The 15,752-nt window shown below is 58.4% G+C and carries 16 protein-coding genes; 10 read left to right on the top strand and 6 right to left on the bottom strand.

What is annotated here, in order from left to right:
- Positions 1-48 precede the first annotated feature (48 nt).
- A complete protein-coding gene (locus G6P99_RS38730) occupies positions 49-321 on the top strand; it encodes a hypothetical protein (protein ID WP_035978067.1) in 273 nt (90 codons plus the stop codon).
- Between the two features lie 445 nt (positions 322-766).
- On the opposite strand, the gene G6P99_RS38725 is transcribed toward G6P99_RS38730, so the two are convergent.
- The 6 genes from G6P99_RS38725 to nodD1 form a co-directional block, all read right to left on the bottom strand.
- Complete coding sequence (locus tag G6P99_RS38725; protein WP_165123006.1) at positions 767-931, bottom strand: hypothetical protein; 165 nt, start codon at positions 929-931, stop codon at positions 767-769.
- A complete protein-coding gene (locus tag G6P99_RS38720; protein WP_246709750.1) occupies positions 898-1,191 on the bottom strand; it encodes an ABC transporter substrate-binding protein in 294 nt (97 codons plus the stop codon). The genes G6P99_RS38725 and G6P99_RS38720 overlap by 34 nt, the downstream gene beginning before the upstream one ends.
- 493 nt (positions 1,192-1,684) lie before the next feature.
- Entirely contained in the window at positions 1,685-2,398 is a 714-nt protein-coding gene (locus G6P99_RS38715; RefSeq protein ID WP_029084499.1) for a MerR family transcriptional regulator, read from the bottom strand.
- Positions 2,399-2,520: 122 nt separating this feature from the next.
- On the bottom strand, positions 2,521-2,730 hold the full coding sequence (locus G6P99_RS38710) for a hypothetical protein (protein WP_084518717.1): 210 nt from the start codon (positions 2,728-2,730) through the stop codon (positions 2,521-2,523).
- A 611-nt stretch (positions 2,731-3,341) separates the two neighbouring features.
- Positions 3,342-4,337 carry a LysR family transcriptional regulator gene (locus tag G6P99_RS38705; protein ID WP_165125947.1) on the bottom strand — a complete coding sequence of 332 codons (996 nt, stop codon included), beginning with the start codon at positions 4,335-4,337 and terminating at the stop codon, positions 3,342-3,344.
- A 619-nt stretch (positions 4,338-4,956) separates the two neighbouring features.
- The gene (gene nodD1, locus G6P99_RS38700; protein ID WP_029084501.1) at positions 4,957-5,901 is read right to left on the bottom strand and encodes a transcriptional regulator NodD1; all 945 of its coding nucleotides are present in this window, start codon (positions 5,899-5,901) and stop codon (positions 4,957-4,959) included.
- A gap of 837 nt (positions 5,902-6,738) precedes the next feature.
- Here nodD1 and G6P99_RS38695 point away from each other — a divergent pair.
- The 9 genes from G6P99_RS38695 (at position 6,739) to G6P99_RS38655 (ending at position 15,746) form a co-directional block, all read left to right on the top strand.
- On the top strand, positions 6,739-7,371 hold the full coding sequence (locus G6P99_RS38695) for a NodA family N-acyltransferase (RefSeq protein WP_029084503.1): 633 nt from the start codon (positions 6,739-6,741) through the stop codon (positions 7,369-7,371).
- The gene (nodB, locus tag G6P99_RS38690; RefSeq protein ID WP_084518718.1) at positions 7,368-8,027 is read left to right on the top strand and encodes a chitooligosaccharide deacetylase NodB; all 660 of its coding nucleotides are present in this window, start codon (positions 7,368-7,370) and stop codon (positions 8,025-8,027) included. The genes G6P99_RS38695 and nodB overlap by 4 nt, the downstream gene beginning before the upstream one ends.
- Positions 8,028-8,044: 17 nt before the next feature.
- A complete protein-coding gene (gene nodC, locus G6P99_RS38685) occupies positions 8,045-9,400 on the top strand; it encodes a chitooligosaccharide synthase NodC (RefSeq protein WP_029084504.1) in 1,356 nt (451 codons plus the stop codon).
- 30 nt (positions 9,401-9,430) lie between these two features.
- Positions 9,431-9,667 (top strand): SAM-dependent methyltransferase, encoded by a 237-nt coding sequence (locus G6P99_RS38680; RefSeq protein ID WP_334261875.1) that lies wholly within the window; start codon positions 9,431-9,433, stop codon positions 9,665-9,667.
- 30 nt (positions 9,668-9,697) lie between these two features.
- A complete protein-coding gene (locus G6P99_RS47830; protein ID WP_334261874.1) occupies positions 9,698-9,952 on the top strand; it encodes an SAM-dependent methyltransferase in 255 nt (84 codons plus the stop codon).
- Positions 9,928-11,637: a nodulation protein NodU gene (nodU, locus tag G6P99_RS38670; RefSeq protein WP_165129158.1), complete on the top strand. Its 1,710-nt coding sequence runs from the start codon at positions 9,928-9,930 to the stop codon at positions 11,635-11,637. The genes G6P99_RS47830 and nodU overlap by 25 nt, the downstream gene beginning before the upstream one ends.
- 1 nt (position 11,638) lies before the next feature.
- Positions 11,639-12,559: a nodulation factor ABC transporter ATP-binding protein NodI gene (gene nodI, locus G6P99_RS38665; protein WP_224496934.1), complete on the top strand. Its 921-nt coding sequence runs from the start codon at positions 11,639-11,641 to the stop codon at positions 12,557-12,559.
- 3 nt (positions 12,560-12,562) lie between these two features.
- Entirely contained in the window at positions 12,563-13,351 is a 789-nt protein-coding gene (locus G6P99_RS38660; RefSeq protein ID WP_029084506.1) for an ABC transporter permease, read from the top strand.
- Between the two features lie 316 nt (positions 13,352-13,667).
- Positions 13,668-15,746 carry a carbamoyltransferase family protein gene (locus G6P99_RS38655; protein WP_165129156.1) on the top strand — a complete coding sequence of 693 codons (2,079 nt, stop codon included), beginning with the start codon at positions 13,668-13,670 and terminating at the stop codon, positions 15,744-15,746.
- Positions 15,747-15,752 lie beyond the last annotated feature (6 nt).

Below are 15,752 nucleotides of genomic sequence, written 5' to 3'. Positions count from 1 at the left end.
CTGCCCTAGAGGCCCGTTAGGCGAACCCTTGTCGTCGATAGCTGAACGATGCGTCAGGATCCCGTCGCCGATGTTGAAGGTATTCCGGATCTTGCCAAAGCACTCGATTGGCGCGTCAACATGCTCGGCTTGATGAGTGCGTGCCACATGGTGAAGTCTTGGTCTGTATGTGTGCCTTGCGATTTGAGCGCAGCGCTGGGTGAGTTGTGCGTTGCGGCGCTCGGCAGCGAGAAGGGGTTTCCATTGACGTCGAAGCCGCAATTCGCGCAGAAAACTGTCTGGCGGAAGGGCATAACGAAAAACTTGCGCAGCTCGAATTAGCGCGAGAGGACGTAAACGACGCAGCGTCTGGCGCAACGTGGGGCGCAGGGCAGGGGCACTTGTCAGCACGGGAGCTCCATAGGCTGGACTGTTGCCGAAAATCGATTTTCGCGGCTACGGCGGTTGAAAGGATAACGGCCAGCACCTCCCGACAGCGCCAATCAAATGCTGCAGGGTGAATGGAGGGCTCATTTGGCCAACAAGCCCATCGATCAGGGCGGCCAACCATTAAGCGACCAGGCCGTTGCTTAAAAGACTCGCAAACAATGAGGGTTGGCACGGTACTACTTGTCTATCATCGGACGTAGCTCGTCATCGAGCCTGTCGACATCGGGGAGCTCTGCGAGCGCTGCAGCAAACGCAAGAAGTGCTCCGAGAGCCGCCAGTACAAGGGCGGACGCAACTATTGCAGCTGCCAGGTCTTGAGAACGTCTCATCATCTGTGTCATTCGCTGTTTAGGGAAACGATGCGTTCGCGCCGGTCAGTTCTGCTCGACGGCTTCAACACGCCCGTCGCGTAGCGATAGACCAGAAGGGCGGGAGCCGCGTTGTTGCTATCGAACCGGAGCGGCGCGATCAGGTTATCGATCGCCCCTGAACGAAGTGCCACGACAACTCGCGAGGCGTTGAAGGAACCGGCCCGCCCCCCCGCCTGTCCGCTTCGGCGTAGACTTCGGAGCCTGGGATCGACGAGAAGGAACAAAAGTGGCCGACGACTGACTGGACTCGGTCCATTGTGAGCCTATTGGCAACTGCGACCGCTTGCTTCGGATCGCTGGCGTCGTCTGCGACGCTCAACATCACTTTGGTATCTGGTATTGGGCCCGAGGCGTTCAATGCCTCGACGGCGGCCGCCGTACCATCGCGCATTTGCGCGCCAAAACGCAGCGCTGTTCCCGCTCATTGGGCCAGCCACGGCAATATAGACGTCGGAGGCGTGCGCAGTCGAGGCGAGGGCGCAGAAGACGAGCGCTGCACTTGCAGCCGAAGCGAAGCGCCATTTAGCATTGTAGAACTCCCAATCTCAAATGAAGTGAACGGCCAACGCCGCGGTCAGCCAGCTGCAGCTCGATGCGGTTGCTTCCGGCAAGCGAATCCATGCGCGGCAGTTCGCCAGACCTCAATCTCGCTAGAGCCTACAATTTGACGTTACGTGCGGTTCAAGCTCCATTCGGGGTTCATGCCGCCAGTTGCAGCAAGTGGCCGTGCGTTAGGCGGGCGGATCGCCAAAGACGCGCTACGCAGACAGGCCCAGTGAGGCCGCAGAACGGCAGGCACGAATCAGAACCGGCAGATCAACCGGCGCTTCAACGCGCTTTGATGTTGACCGGGCCGTCCGACAATCCGCCCGTCGGCGCCGCAATCAGTACGGCTGGTCTTCCAATCCAGCAAGGGCGAGATCGAGATACTGCATGAGGTGGGGATCCCAACCGGCCAGAGTGCGAGGTGCGCTTAACCGTGCAAGCACCTTCAGGATCGTCGAAACGCGCGAATCGGCGCCGGCTATTTCGCCGATCAGCGAGCGTGCTGCGATCGCGACGGCCTTTGCCCGCTCGCCGCAGGGATGCTCAGCCATATCCATGCATTCGCGCAGCTCATCGCGGATCCGCCGCCACCGCTCCTCGCGATCTGCAGCCAGCTTGCAAGTGCATCGGGAGGGCTGACTACGCGTCTCGACCCGCGACATGGCATCCAAGGTGGCGGGTAGCTCATCAACACTTACCTGGATTTCACTGTCCGTCGTCATGTTGCGTAAGCGATCTCGCAACAGGGTTGCACGAGCGACTTGAAGCTCTATCCGCTCCAAATGCTTGCGCATGAGGTCCGTAAGTGAAGTCGTACGCTCCATAGCCTTACCGATCTCGAAAAGGGAGAAACCAAGCTCACGCAGCGCTCGAATCTGATGAACCCGTTGAACGCTTTCGCGGTCGTACATCCTGTGGCCGCCGTCGGTGCGTTCGGAGGCAGCTAAGAGCCCCGTGTGTTCATAGTGATGCAGCGTGCGTACCGTCACTCCGGTCGCCTCTGCAAGTTCGCCAATGCGCCATCGACGCCTTCGTGGTGTAGCTTTGCTCATGTTGTTCAATTTCAAAGCCTACAACCTGACGTCACGTATGATTCAAGCTATTTCAAAGCTCTAGCTGGATCGTCTTCCATTCCAGCGCAAGAGATGGTGACTATCCTTAGAATGGCGGGCGATCAACCCTGAGGGGAAATGATGACCAGTAAGTTCATCAGGTATGCCAGTCGAGCCTCGCTCACCGCTGTCCGCTCCAAAATGAGTTTTGCGATCGCCGTTCGATTATCGGGAGTTCGCATCGATGGCGGCAACGCGGTGATTGCACTATCAAAAAGACTTCCCAAGCCGGAAAGTTCTTCCGGATCAAATACACCGCTGTATTGCTCCAACGATCAGCTCCTGTTTGTCATCGCGCTAGGGTCGCGCACGTCGTCGAGACGTTTGGCCGCGGTAGGGCCAAAAGAAGTCGGACCGGCGGCGCGGAGCGACGAAGATGCGATGCGCTTGAAGGTGATGCGATACGGCAACACGGCTGCGCGATGCTGCGTCGAAATTGCGGGGATGTACCCCACCTGCACAATCGATCAGCACAGCGCTCACTGTGGGTGATGATGTGACGCCGACTAATCCGAATCGAGCTCGCGCCTGGGAGCTACTGATTCTGAGAGTGGACGGCGCGTGGTCCGAAGCTGATTCCAAGTTCTGCATCGAGCCTGGTGAGCCAAAGAGAGAGGCCGGGTGCAGCGTAAGACCCCAGCTGGAGCGGCGGCGGGCGCGTCGTGCTTCGTCCTTGAGGGTTAAGTTGCAAACAACGCAATCGACCGCGTGCGTCGCAGTTCGCGCGCCGGTCGGATAATAGAATGCGAGCGGCACAGCGGCTGATAGCCATCGGCCGAAACTGACCGAAGTTTATCTGCCAATAACCGGTGTCATTGGAACAAGCGTGAATTGGCCGCGTCGAGACATGCGTCCGGATAGAGATTACGCACTGCGGACGTCCTTACGACAACGGCGAACCAGACTCCGCGAAGTCTGCGCCAGTGTCCGCTTGGTCCGAAGCGTTGATGATGAAGCGTTCTTCACGTGTAGATGCCATGCGGGCCGCCTCCTGCAACAGTATTTCTCGCATCCAGACGCTTTCCGGATCGCTGTTGTGAAGGACAGGCCATTGGACCGCCTCGGTAAATGTGGGGAATGGCTGCGGGAGTTCGGCAATCCGAAGGGGTACCATTCTTTGGAAATGCTTAACGAGCCTTGATGGCATGGTCCCTATGCGAGTCGTGCCTGCCAGCAGGGGCGGAATCATGCTGAAGCTCTGCACGAGAATGTCGATGCGTCGGTTGAGGCCAAGGTCGAGTAAAAAGCATTCCTCGATGGGGGCCTTGCGCGCACCTCCGAGTTTCACCGCAACGTGCCCCATGGACATATATCGATCAAATGTTAGCCGTCGGAGCAACTGGCTGTTCGTGCCGCAGCCTACGCAAACGAGTCTCTCCTCAAACAGGCTCATCTTAGGATGCGCGCACGACATGAATAATTCCGGCAAGATGATGAAATCGGCCTCGCCGCGCCGGAGAATCTCATCGTGATCATCAGCAAGCGCCGCCAGTTCGAAGCTGACGGCGGGAGCTTCTCGCGCAACGCGCTCTACGACGTTTCGGAAGAATACGACTGTTATGAAATCCGAAAGGCCGATCCTGAAGCGGCGCTTTGATTGAGCTGGATCGAACACGTTCCGAGCGATAATGGAGAGCTGAATGTGCGTCAGCGCCTCGCGAACGGGAGCTGCCAGCGCTTCGGCGCGTGAGGTCGGGACAAGTTCGCGGCCTCTCATTGTAAACAGATCATCGTGAAAATAGGAGCGCAGCCGGGCAACGGCCGCGCTCATGGCCGGCTGACTAAGGTTGATCCTGCGTGCTGCTGCAGTGAGGTTGCGCTCAGTCATCAGAGCGTCAAGCGCGACGAGAAGATTTAGATCCAAGCCCTTGAAGCGCATATCGTCTTATCCTGCGCGAGTGTCGTTGCGGTACATTAGAGTAGCGAAAGCGGCTCTGAAGCGCTCTCATCGGATCGCCTGAAACGAATCCGTTCCCATCCTGCGATCGCGAAAGAAGCTCGCGGAAGCCATCGTAAGAAGGGCGCGGAGGGCGGTCGGCGAACGACCGGCGACTGGAGTGTATCGGGAGCCGCGGAGCTGATCGATTTCGACACTCCGGCAACCCCGCAACACGACCTGGTCAATTTACGGCTGGCGCTGGCCCTGGTGCTATGGCCAGAGCCGTAAGTTCGCCGATGCCCCTGTCGATGGCCGCGCAACGCGTCCCAGCAGCGAGCCTACAACCTGACGCGGCGTGGGGTTCAAGACATTGATTGGACGAATCAAACATTATTGAGAAGTTGCCGCGATAGTGGGGGCTGTGCTTTCACGCAAGCTCACCGAATCACATTTTGCGGCATCAACGGTCAGCGCCTGCCAGGCGTTTGCGACTGACCGACGGCTTGAGTGGCCTCTTAAGGAGGGCGCCACCCGAGACGGCGAAATGAGAAAGCGGCCGAGTACGACCAAAGGGCCGAACACGGTATTTGCAGCGTGCGGAGAGCGGCTTGTGGCCAAACTAGCAGCGCCTGCGAGCTGGGCTCTTCTGATTCGCAGATGTCATGTGGGATCCCTCCTCCAACAGTATCCGCCGCATCCAAATGCTTGCCGGGTCCGTGTTGTGAAAGGCTGGCCACTGAACGGCCTCGGTGAACTGGGGCAGCGGCAACGGTGGCTCGACGATCCGCAGAGGCGTCCGCTTTTCGAAGTGTCTGGCGAGCCGTAGGGGCATTGTCCCTATGCGGCTCGTGTCGAACAGTATAGGCGGAATGAGGCTGAAGCCCTGCACAACGACCTCAATGCGTCTCTTAAGGCCGTGCTCAAGCAAAAACCATTCCTCGAGGTTGGGCCTTAGCGCCCGCCCGAACTTGGCCGCAACATGTCCCATCGAATTGTATTTATCAAACGTAAGCTGCCCTGACAGCTGCCTGTTCGAGCGGCATCCCACGCATACGAGAGTCTCTTCAAATAACGTCGCCTTCGGATGCGCGCTCGACATGAACAATTCCGGCAGAATGAGAAAATCGACCTCGCCGCGGCGGAGTAGCTCATCGGGCTCATCGGAATATGGTAGCAATTCGAAGCGTACTGCCGGAGCTTCCTGTGCGATACGATCCACAATCCGCCGAAAAAAGACGATTGTCATGAAGTCGGAGAGAATGATCCTGAACCGTCGGTTCGACTGACTTGGGTCAAACGCGTCCCTTGAGATGATCGAGAGTTGAATATGCAGCAGGGCCTCGCGGACAGGGCTCGCAAGCGCCTCCGCGCCGGGTGTTGGGACGAGCTCGCGACCTCTCATCGTGAACAATTCATCACGAAAATAGATGCGCAGCCGCGCGATCGCAGCACTCATCGCGGGCTGGCTCAGATTGATTTTCCGTGCCGCCGCAGTGAGGTTGCGCTCGGTCATCAGAGCATCGAGCGCAACCAGAAGGTTTAGATCAAGTCCCTTGAATCGCATGTTGTGAGTCTATCCATCGTGTGGATGAGTTCTATCGAAACAACGGAATGTTGGATAGCAAACATCAGTTTGGAAACTGATTAGGCGTACCACGATGGCTGCTTGCCATTACGCGAGTTCCGAAACGGACTGCTGGGGTGTGCGAGCACCTGCCGAATCCGTTTAGGGGCGGGTGTCGGCGCGCTATCCGAGCAACGTCTGTTCTTCTCGGTGCGACGAGCGGCCTGACACGGCGCTCGCTCGTGCTGCCGATAAACGTTCGTATGTGTCTTCCATTCCTTTCCATATTTGCGGTTTACCCGCGTACACTAGAGATGGCTTACGCCTCACCCTAGTGTCGGAACCGAGAGGCAGGCGCACATTGCGGATGCCAAACGTCACCCGCGACCGGCCAAATAGTTGCTTGTCCATCACATTCAGAGCGTGTCGAAGATGCATATGACCCAAGTTGATCTGGGGCCGATCGGGATCGCTTTCGGTGAGATCTCGTTCATCGATGGGGCGCCATCAGACCGCACAGCATCGATAGCAATCCTGGACCGGACCGAACCTCTTGATAATGCGGGTAGGTGCCGGACAATCCAAGCGCCACGTCGGCATGTCTGGCAGATCTCGGACATGACATTGACTGGGATGACCAGCGCCGACTGCACGATCGCCTCTTCTCTGGCCAAGGCGCCACTCCAAGGGGGCCGTTCTGCCGCGCCGCTGGCGAACTGAGCCGGGCGCCGGCGCCCCACGTCAGTGCATTCGAGTATTGATCAGCGATTCAGCCGATAGCGAGTTGTTCACGTGACCACCTCCGCTCTTAACGTCACTGGTGCAGGGAAGCCCGTCATGAATATTCCCGGATCTCGGTCGGCGGAAAGTCGTTCCGCGCGCCCTCAAGTGCAGTGGAGCCTGCATTGGGAAAGCGAGCTGCGGCTGGGCGACCATACCGAGCTCGCTGAGTTTTTCCGCGAAAGCTACGGGCCGACCGGTGCGTTCAATGCGCAGCCATTTGAGGGGAGCCGAAGTTGGGCCGGTGCAAGGCCGGAGGTCCGCGTAATTGGTTACGACGCGCACGGCGTAGCTGCTCACATCGGCGCCCTACGCCGCTTCATCAAGATTGACGGGCGCGATCTACTCGTGGCCGAACTGGGACTATATGCGGTGCGTCCGGATCTCGAGGGGCTTGGAATCAGCCACTCAATGCGCGTGATGTATCCTGCGCTGCAGGAGCTCGGGGTCCCGTTCGGCTTTGGTACGGTTCGGCCCGCGCTTGAGAAGCACCTTACCAGACTGATTGGAAGGCAGGGGCTGGCAACCCTCATGTCCGGCATTCGCGTCCGGTCCACCCACGCAGATGTGTATCCCAATTTGCCGCCGGTCCGGATCGAGGACGTTCTCGTGGTGGTGTTCCCGGCCGGACGCCCGATCAGCGAGTGGCCGGCCGGGACGATCATCGACCGGAACGGGCCTGAGTTGTGAAAGAGCTCGTCCCCCTGTCTGCGGTGCGTCGCGACTACGCCGACGTCAGCGCAAGTCGCTGTGTCTATTTGACCTTTGATGATGGGCCAAATCCATTTTGCACGCCCGACGTGCTCGATGTGCTGACGCAACATCGGGTGCCGGCGACGTTCTTCGTTATCGGCACGTACGTGACCGATCACCCTGAACTCATTCGACGAATGATTGCGCAAGGACACGAGGTTGCAAACCACACGATGACGCATCCGGATCTCTCCAGATGTGAACCAGCGGTGGTTCACGATGAAGTGCTAACGGCGAGCAAGGCGATCCGTTCGGCCTGCCCGCAGGCTTCGCCCAGGCACATGCGAGCACCCTACGGCTTATGGACCCAAGCGGTGCTCGCTACGACAGCGAGCGCTGGCCTCACAGCTCTGCACTGGTCGGTCGATCCGAGAGATTGGTCGCGCCCAGGCGTCGATAGGATTGTGAATTCAGTGCTGGCGGCCGTTCGTCCAGGCGCAATTGTACTTCTGCACGACGGGTATCCTCCTGGTGAGGAAAGACTCTGCAGCGATGCCACTCTGCGTGATCAGACGGTGATGGCGCTGTCACATCTGATACCGGTACTGCAACAGCGCGGGTTTGCAATCCGTCCGCTTCCTCAACTTCACTAAACAAAACTGGCCCCAAAATGGACCTGCTCGCTACAACCAGCGCTGTCGCCGTTTCGTCTTATGCGCTGCTCTCAACTGTCTACAAGAGCGCGCAAGCGCTCTATGCTCAGCCGGCGAATACCTCGTCGCTGCAGACCGATATGGGCCAATCCGAGGTAGCTCTGCCCAGCGTGGACGTCATCGTGCCTTGCTTCAACGAGGACCCGAATACGCTCTCCAAATGTCTCGAGTCGATTGCAGGTCAAGACTACGGTGGAAGACTGCAGGTCTATGTGGTCGACGACGGATCTGCAAATCGCGATGTCGTGGGGCCTGTACACGACCTCTATGCGAACGATCCGAGATTCAGCATCATCCTGCTGGCCAAGAACGTTGGAAAGCGCAAGGCGCAGATCGCCGTTATACGTAGCTCGTCCGGGAACCTGGTGCTCAACGTCGACTCGGATACGATACTAGCCGCTGACGTGGTCAAGAAGCTTGCATTGAAGATGCAGGAGCCGGAAGTCGGCGCCGCCATGGGCCAGTTGATAGCGAGCAACCGCAGCCAAACCTGGCTGACCAAGCTAATCGATATGGAATACTGGCTAGCGTGCAACGAAGAGCGCGCGGCACAGGCTCGCTTCGGTGCAGTCATGTGCTGCTGCGGCCCCTGCGCGATGTATCGTCGCTCCGCCCTCGCTTTGCTGCTTGATCAATACGAAACGCAACTCTTTCGCGGAAAGCCGAGCGATTTTGGCGAGGATCGCCACCTAACTATCCTCATGCTCAAAGCGGGGTTTCGAACCGAGTATGTCCCGGATGCCATCGCGGCAACAGTCGTACCCGACAGCCTTGGGCCGTATCTGCGTCAGCAACTGCGTTGGGCACGGAGTACCTTTCGGGACACGTTTCTTGCATTGCGCCTGCTGCCCGAACTCGATGGCTATCTCACGCTAGACGTTGTCGGACAAAATCTCGGCCCTTTACTCCTCGCCTTGTCATCACTGGCTGCGCTCGCACAGCTCGCAGTCGGCGGTTCGGTGCCCTGGTGGACGGGATTGACAATTGCTGCAATGACAATAACCCGGTGCAGTGTCGCGGCGTTTCGTGCCCGCGAATTGCGCTTTATCGGCTTCTCGCTCCATACGCCCATCAATATATTTATCCTACTTCCGTTGAAGGCTTATGCGCTTTGTACATTGAGCAACAGCGATTGGCTGTCGCGTAAGCTCGTCAATGTGCCGAGCGCAGGGGAGAAGAAGGCCACTATCCCGGCTACTAACACTGGATCGAGCGCTGCAGCTACTGCAGAAATTGTTGAAGCAATTCGCAAGCGGAGGTCGCGCGGTTCCTCGGGCGTGCCGGCGACTGACAATGTGTGCGGTGGCGATTGATCGAGCCAATAACAACAGGTTAATCGACCCATGAGACTGGACAAGAACGATCATCTGCTCGAGCGTGGTCTTGCTGTTGGTGATCAGTGGCAGCTCGACAGTAACCCGTTGGAACAGGAGCCTTACGCGCAAATGTTTCGGATGTCGCGTTCCAATGGGGAAGTTGCGCGTGCCCTTGAAGTCGCAGGTGCAGCCTTCGCATTCACGGAAATGCTGGGACCCCACTGCCAGCGAATTACCGTGCAGGATGTCATGCCACAGGATTGAGCGCGCACGGCAAAGAACGGAGAGGCGGTCATGGTGAGCATGCTTGCGCCAAATGGCGCGCTGGTCTTCGCGCGTGATGCTTGTCGACGCTGGGGGCATGCTGCTGAGACGGCGATCGCTCTCTTGAATGAGAGTTTATCCGAATCGAGCGTCAGCATTGCCAGACTGGTTCGGTCGACCAAGATTGCCTGCTCGTTCTGTTCCGGAAGTCGAATAACTCGTCGAAACAATCAAATTGCGGTCGTTGGGCCGGGGGGCGTATGCGCATCTGCGGCATCAAGTTGACACATGACGGGGCAATTGCTGTCGTCGAGGATGGGCGGCTTGTCTTTTGCACCGAGCAAGAGAAGCGCGGCAATAATCTTCGCTATCAATCCATCGATAATCTCGATGCAGTTGTACTTGCATTGGCGGAGCACGGCCTGGATCCGCGTGATATTGATCAGTTCGTCATCGACGGCGGGGATGGCGAGCGCGAGTCGCAATTCCTGGTCCTCAGTGGGGCCGTGCCGATCGCGCTGAAAGGGGCGCCATATGTCGAGCGCCGTGCTGAGGGCCTTCTTGATTGCGTCGACGGTTTTGGCTTGATCCTTGGCGGCAAGGTGTTTCCCTACAAGAGTTACCCGCACGTCACCGGCCACGTTGCCTCAGCATATAGCACCAGCCCCTTTGCCGTCTCGGGTAGGCCCGCGTTCTGTCTGGTATGGGACGGCTGGATCTCTCCACGTCTTTACTATGTTGAACCACAGGGGGGGCGGCTCGTTGGATGCCTGTTTCCGATGATTGGCCACGCCTATGCTGTCGCCGGCCTTCACTTCGGGCCTTACAGTCGGCCGAATCGCACCAATTCGGACTTGGGCATCGCCGGCAAATTGATGGCCTACGTCGCGCTTGGTTCTGCCGATGAAAGCATTGTGGCAGTGTTTCAGGAGCTCTACGACAGGCGCTTCGCGGCGGACACGCAGCAGGCTCGTCGCTATCGCGCAGACATCAACAATGCCGAAGCGTCACTCGCAACTATGCACGACTTTTTCGAGGCGAGCAGACTGCGCCTGATGGCCAAGCGAGCGGAGGACGTCCTTGCGTCGTTTCATGTGTTCCTGGAACGTCTTCTTATCCGGGAAATCGCAATGGTGTTGCTGCGGCATTCGTCGCTTCCGGGAGCGCGGAATCTATGTATAGCCGGCGGCTGCGGTCTTAACATCAAGTGGAATAGTGCGCTTCGCGCGACGGGACTGTTCGATGACGTCTGGGTGCCGCCATTTCCGAATGACAGCGGCTCGGCAATCGGTGCTGCTTGCAGTGCGCTGGCGGCGCAAGATGGGTTCGTGCCACTGGAATGGTCAGTCTACAGTGGTCCTGCCCTGCAAGCCAGCGAGGTTCCGCCAGAATGGCAGGCCGCGCCGTGCAGTCTGCGCGATCTTGCGGCCATTCTCGCCGACAACGAGCCGGTGATCTTCCTTTCCGGGCGCGCGGAGCTTGGGCCGCGGGCGTTGGGCGGCAGAAGCATTCTTGCGGCCGCGACCTCGCCGGCAATGAAGGATCGTCTCAACGACATCAAGCGCCGCGAATACTTCCGACCGGTGGCGCCGATTTGCCTAGAGGATCGGGCGCCAGAGATATTCAACCCAGGTACGCCGGATCCGTACATGCTGTTCGATCACCAGACTAGGACGGAGTGGCGCGACAAGGTCGCCGCCGTCGTCCATTTGGACGGCTCTGCGCGACTGCAGACAATCTCCCGCAACTCTTCACACAAGATTGCCGAGCTCCTCGTCGAATTTGAGAAACTCACCGGCATTCCGCTGCTCTGCAATACGAGCGCCAATGTTCACGGCCGTGGCGTCTTCCCGGATGTTGCCGCGGCTTGCCAATGGGGACGCGTTGAACATGTGTGGTGTGACGGCCTGCTCTGGACCAAGACGGCCGTAGGGACGCCATCTTCGGCTCAACGACTTCTGCCAACCTAAGGTGAACATGTCCACCGTAGCCATCGACATTGCCGGCGTAAAAAAGTCCTTTGGCGGCAAGATCATCGTCAATGAACTGTCGTTCTCGGTTGCACGCGGAGAGTGCTTTGGCCTGCTCGGGCCTAATGGAGCTGGCAAGAGCACCATTGCGCGTATGCTTCTCGGCATGATTGCGCCGGATGAAGGCAAGGTTACCGTCCTTGATGAGCCCGTGCCTGCACGCGCTCGAGTGGCACGTGTGCGCATCGGCGTGGTGCCGCAGTTCGACAACCTTGAACTCGGGTTTACCGTACGAGAAAACCTCGTGGTATTTGGCAGATACTTCGGCATGAGCGCTCGAAAGATCGAGGCGCTCCTGCCGTCGTTGCTTGAGTTTGCGCGACTCGAAAGCAAGGTGGATGTGCGCGTCGCCGAGCTTTCAGGTGGCATGAAGCGGCGGCTGACGCTGGCGCGTGCATTGATCAATGACCCGCATCTGCTGGTAATGGACGAGCCGACGACGGGTCTGGATCCGCACGCCCGCCACCTGATCTGGGAACGTCTGCGAGTTTTGTTGGCCCGTGGCAAGACGATCCTACTGACCACTCACTTCATGGAAGAGGCCGAACGTCTATGCGATCGGCTGTGTGTGCTGGAGGATGGACGCAAGATTGCCGAAGGCAAACCGCAAGCGTTGATCGACGAACAGGTCGGATGCAACGTGATTGAGATCTATGGCGGTCATCCGCAAGAGCTGCGTGAGATACTCAAGCCCTATGTACGTCACCTCGAAGTGAGCGGAGAGACGCTGTTTTGCTATGCGCAATATCCCGAGCAGGTGCGCATCCAGCTGCGCGGGCGAGCGGGTCTGCGCATTCTGCAGCGTCCGGCAAATCTCGAGGACGTGTTCATGCGCCTGACCGGACGCGAGATGGAGAAATGAGTGATGAGTGAAGGTTATGCGGGGGTCCTGCCCGCTAACGCCTACAACTGGGTCGCGGTATGGCGTCGAAATTGCCTGGCATGGAGGAAAGTTGCGCTTGCGTCGGTTCTCGGCAACCTCGCAGATCCTATAACCCATCTTTTTGGCCTTGGCTTCGGCCTCGGTCTCATCGTCGGGCCCGTTGAGGGAACTTCCTACATCGCATTTTTGGCTGCGGGCATGGTTGCGACCAGCGCCATGACTGCCGCAACGTTTGAAACCATGTATGCAACCTTTGCTCGCATGGATGCCAATCGTACCTGGGAAGCAATCCTGTCCACACAGCTCACGCTTGGCGATATCGTTTTAGGCGAATTGGTTTGGGCGGCCAGCAAATCCGTTCTTGCCGGGACGGCAATCGGGCTTGTCGCTGCCACGCTTGGCTATGCGTCTTGGCTTTCCATTTTCTATGCGATGCCGACCGTCGCGCTTACTGGGCTTGTCTTCGCCAGCCTGGCAATGGTCGTCATATCTCTTGCGCCAAGTTACGACTACTTCGTGTTTTACCAGACGCTTGTCCTTACCCCTATGGTGTTTCTGTGTGGCGCGGTGTTTCCGATGAGCCAACTGCCTAGCTCATTTCAGCACTTCGCCGACTTGTTGCCGCTAGCGCATTCGGTCGACCTCATTCGCCCCGCGATGCTAGAGCGCGAGGCTGGCGGCGCTTTGTTTCATGTAGGTGCGCTTTGCATATACGCGGTGTTGCCCTTCTTCGTATCGACCGCACTGTTGCGGCGCCGGCTGCTGCGTTGACGAAAAGAACTAAGATAACCGGGAGAATCCAGCTGATGCAGTCGCACCATGCTCTCTGTGGTGAGTCGGACAAGGCCCGACCTGCCATGGCAGCAGTTGCAATGCCTGTAAGAGGACGCGATCAAGCCAGGTCGACACCAGCCTGTTCGGTTGATCGATGCGGGGCTCCGGCACTTCAACGGGCTGAGCGCCGTGTCCGGGCGGCGTTGGGAGAGCCTTGGGTTGTGCTACGGCCCCGCGCGGCCGACGGAGCGCGATAATACGAAGCAGCTGGAACGGCCATTGGTCGTCCCGTCATGATCAAATGGAGAACGAGATGTTGTGTCTGGGAATATGTGGCGGTCTGGACAGAATTCATGAAAGCTCGCCCGAGCTGCCGAATACATTCTTGCACGATGGCGCTGCGGTTCTTGTACAGGATGGCCGCGTGATCGCTGCCGTCGAAGAGGAGCGCCTCAATCGAGTTAAGCACTCCAACAAGTTCCCAAGCAACGCGATGCGATACTGTCTTTCGGCTGCGGGAGTCGAGCTTCACCAGATCGATCGCATCGCGTTCTACGCGACTGAGGCGTACTGCAACACTATGCTCGAGCGCCTAGCTGTTTCTCAGCCGCTTCCGCTGGACGCCAAACTGTTGCTGCGACAGCTATTGGCACGGGAGTTCGGTACCGAGGTCGATGCGTCGCGGATTTCATTCGTAAATCACCATGAAGCGCATGCGGTGAGCGCGTTTGCCATGTCTGGATTCGAGCAAAGCCTCATTTTTTCGGTTGACGGCGGTGGCGATTTTCTCTCGGGCCTATTGGCGGTAGGGTCGGGCACCGGAATGACGCAACTTGCACGCTTCCCAGAAAGCAACTCTCTGGGATTGTTCTATCTCGAAACGATCCGTTACCTCGGCTACGGGTTGTTCGACGAGTACAAGGTGATGGGGCTTGCTCCCTACGGGGACCCCGCTCCTTATCGCGAGCTGTTCGCACAGCTCTACGAGTTGTTGGACAATGGAGACTATCGCGTCCACCACGACCGCATCGGTCCGGCGCTGCTCCGAAACATCCAGGTCCGACGAAAGGGAATGCCGTTTACCCAGCAGCATCGGGATGTCAGCGCATCGCTGCAGGAAGCTCTGGAGCGGATCGTGTTTCATGTCCTGCTACACTATCGCGAAACGACAGGCATCACGCGTTTGTGCCTAGCTGGAGGGGTAGCTCATAACTGCACCGTCAACGGTAAGCTACTCTATTCCGGCCTTTTCGACGACATCTTCGTCCAACCCGCGGCCCACGACGCCGGATGCGCGCTTGGCGCCGCATTGATGATGTCGAGCGAGCTGGGCAGGCCAACCCCGCGCGAGCGGCTGTCAGACGTATATTGGGGGCCCGGCCTCGGAAACGAGCAAGCCGTGGAACAGGAGCTCAATGCATGGTCCGGTCATCTCGACATTCAACGATGTGACGACATAGCAGCAAGTGCGGCCGACTGGATGGCAAATGGCGCCGTGATCGGCTGGGTTCAGGGCCGCTCTGAGTTCGGGCCGCGTGCGCTCGGCAACCGGAGCATTCTTGCGGACCCGCGGCCAGCCGAAAACAAGGACCGGATCAATGCAATGGTCAAAAAACGCGAGGGCTATCGTCCGTTTGCGCCATCGGTGCTGGAGGAGAATGCGAACGAGTTCTTCGAGCTCCCTGACGGCAAGCAGGACTTTCCCTTCATGAATTTCGTGGTCCGGGTGCGCGAAGCCCAGCGTAAGGTGCTCGGCGCAATCACGCACGTCGATGGTACCGCTCGGCTGCAAACAGTATCGCGCAAGACAAACCCCGCCTATTGGGATGTTATCAATGCGTTTAAAAAGCGCACTGGCATCCCAGTGCTTCTGAATACGTCATTCAACAACAATGCCGAGCCGATCGTGGATTCGGTTGCAGACGCGATCACGACATTTTTGACGACCGACCTAGACGGACTTGTTGCGGGGCCGTTCCTCGTCAAGAAGCGAGCGGCAAGGCTGCAGGATTGGGGTGCGCTAAGCGTTTCATTGCCGCCTTATGCGTCCCTTCATCGCGTTCGCTCCTACACTGCGGCAGATCGCCAGGAAACGGTCTGCGAGATCCGTACGGGACCTTCGGGCCGCGACAGCATACGCATTTCACATGAGTTATTCGAGCTGCTGATGCGAATCGAGGGCGAGGCGCCGCTTGGCTGGCTTCTAGACACGACCATGGCCGATCACGACAAGCGTGAAGATATCGTGAAGGAACTGCGGCTCGCGTGGGAGCAGCGCTGTGTTCGGCTGCGTCCGCCGCGCGCGGCCTGCGACTGCAATAAAAGGAAAAGTGAAGCTCAGGCTGAGCTCACGAATGACCCTGGCAATGCATGCGGGGCGGGACCGGGATAGGGCGAA

This window comes from Bradyrhizobium sp. 6(2017) (assembly GCF_011058295.2).
In the GTDB taxonomy this organism is placed as follows: Bacteria; Pseudomonadota; Alphaproteobacteria; order Rhizobiales; family Xanthobacteraceae; genus Bradyrhizobium; species Bradyrhizobium septentrionale.
This window is presented reverse-complemented; position numbering and strand designations above follow the sequence as displayed.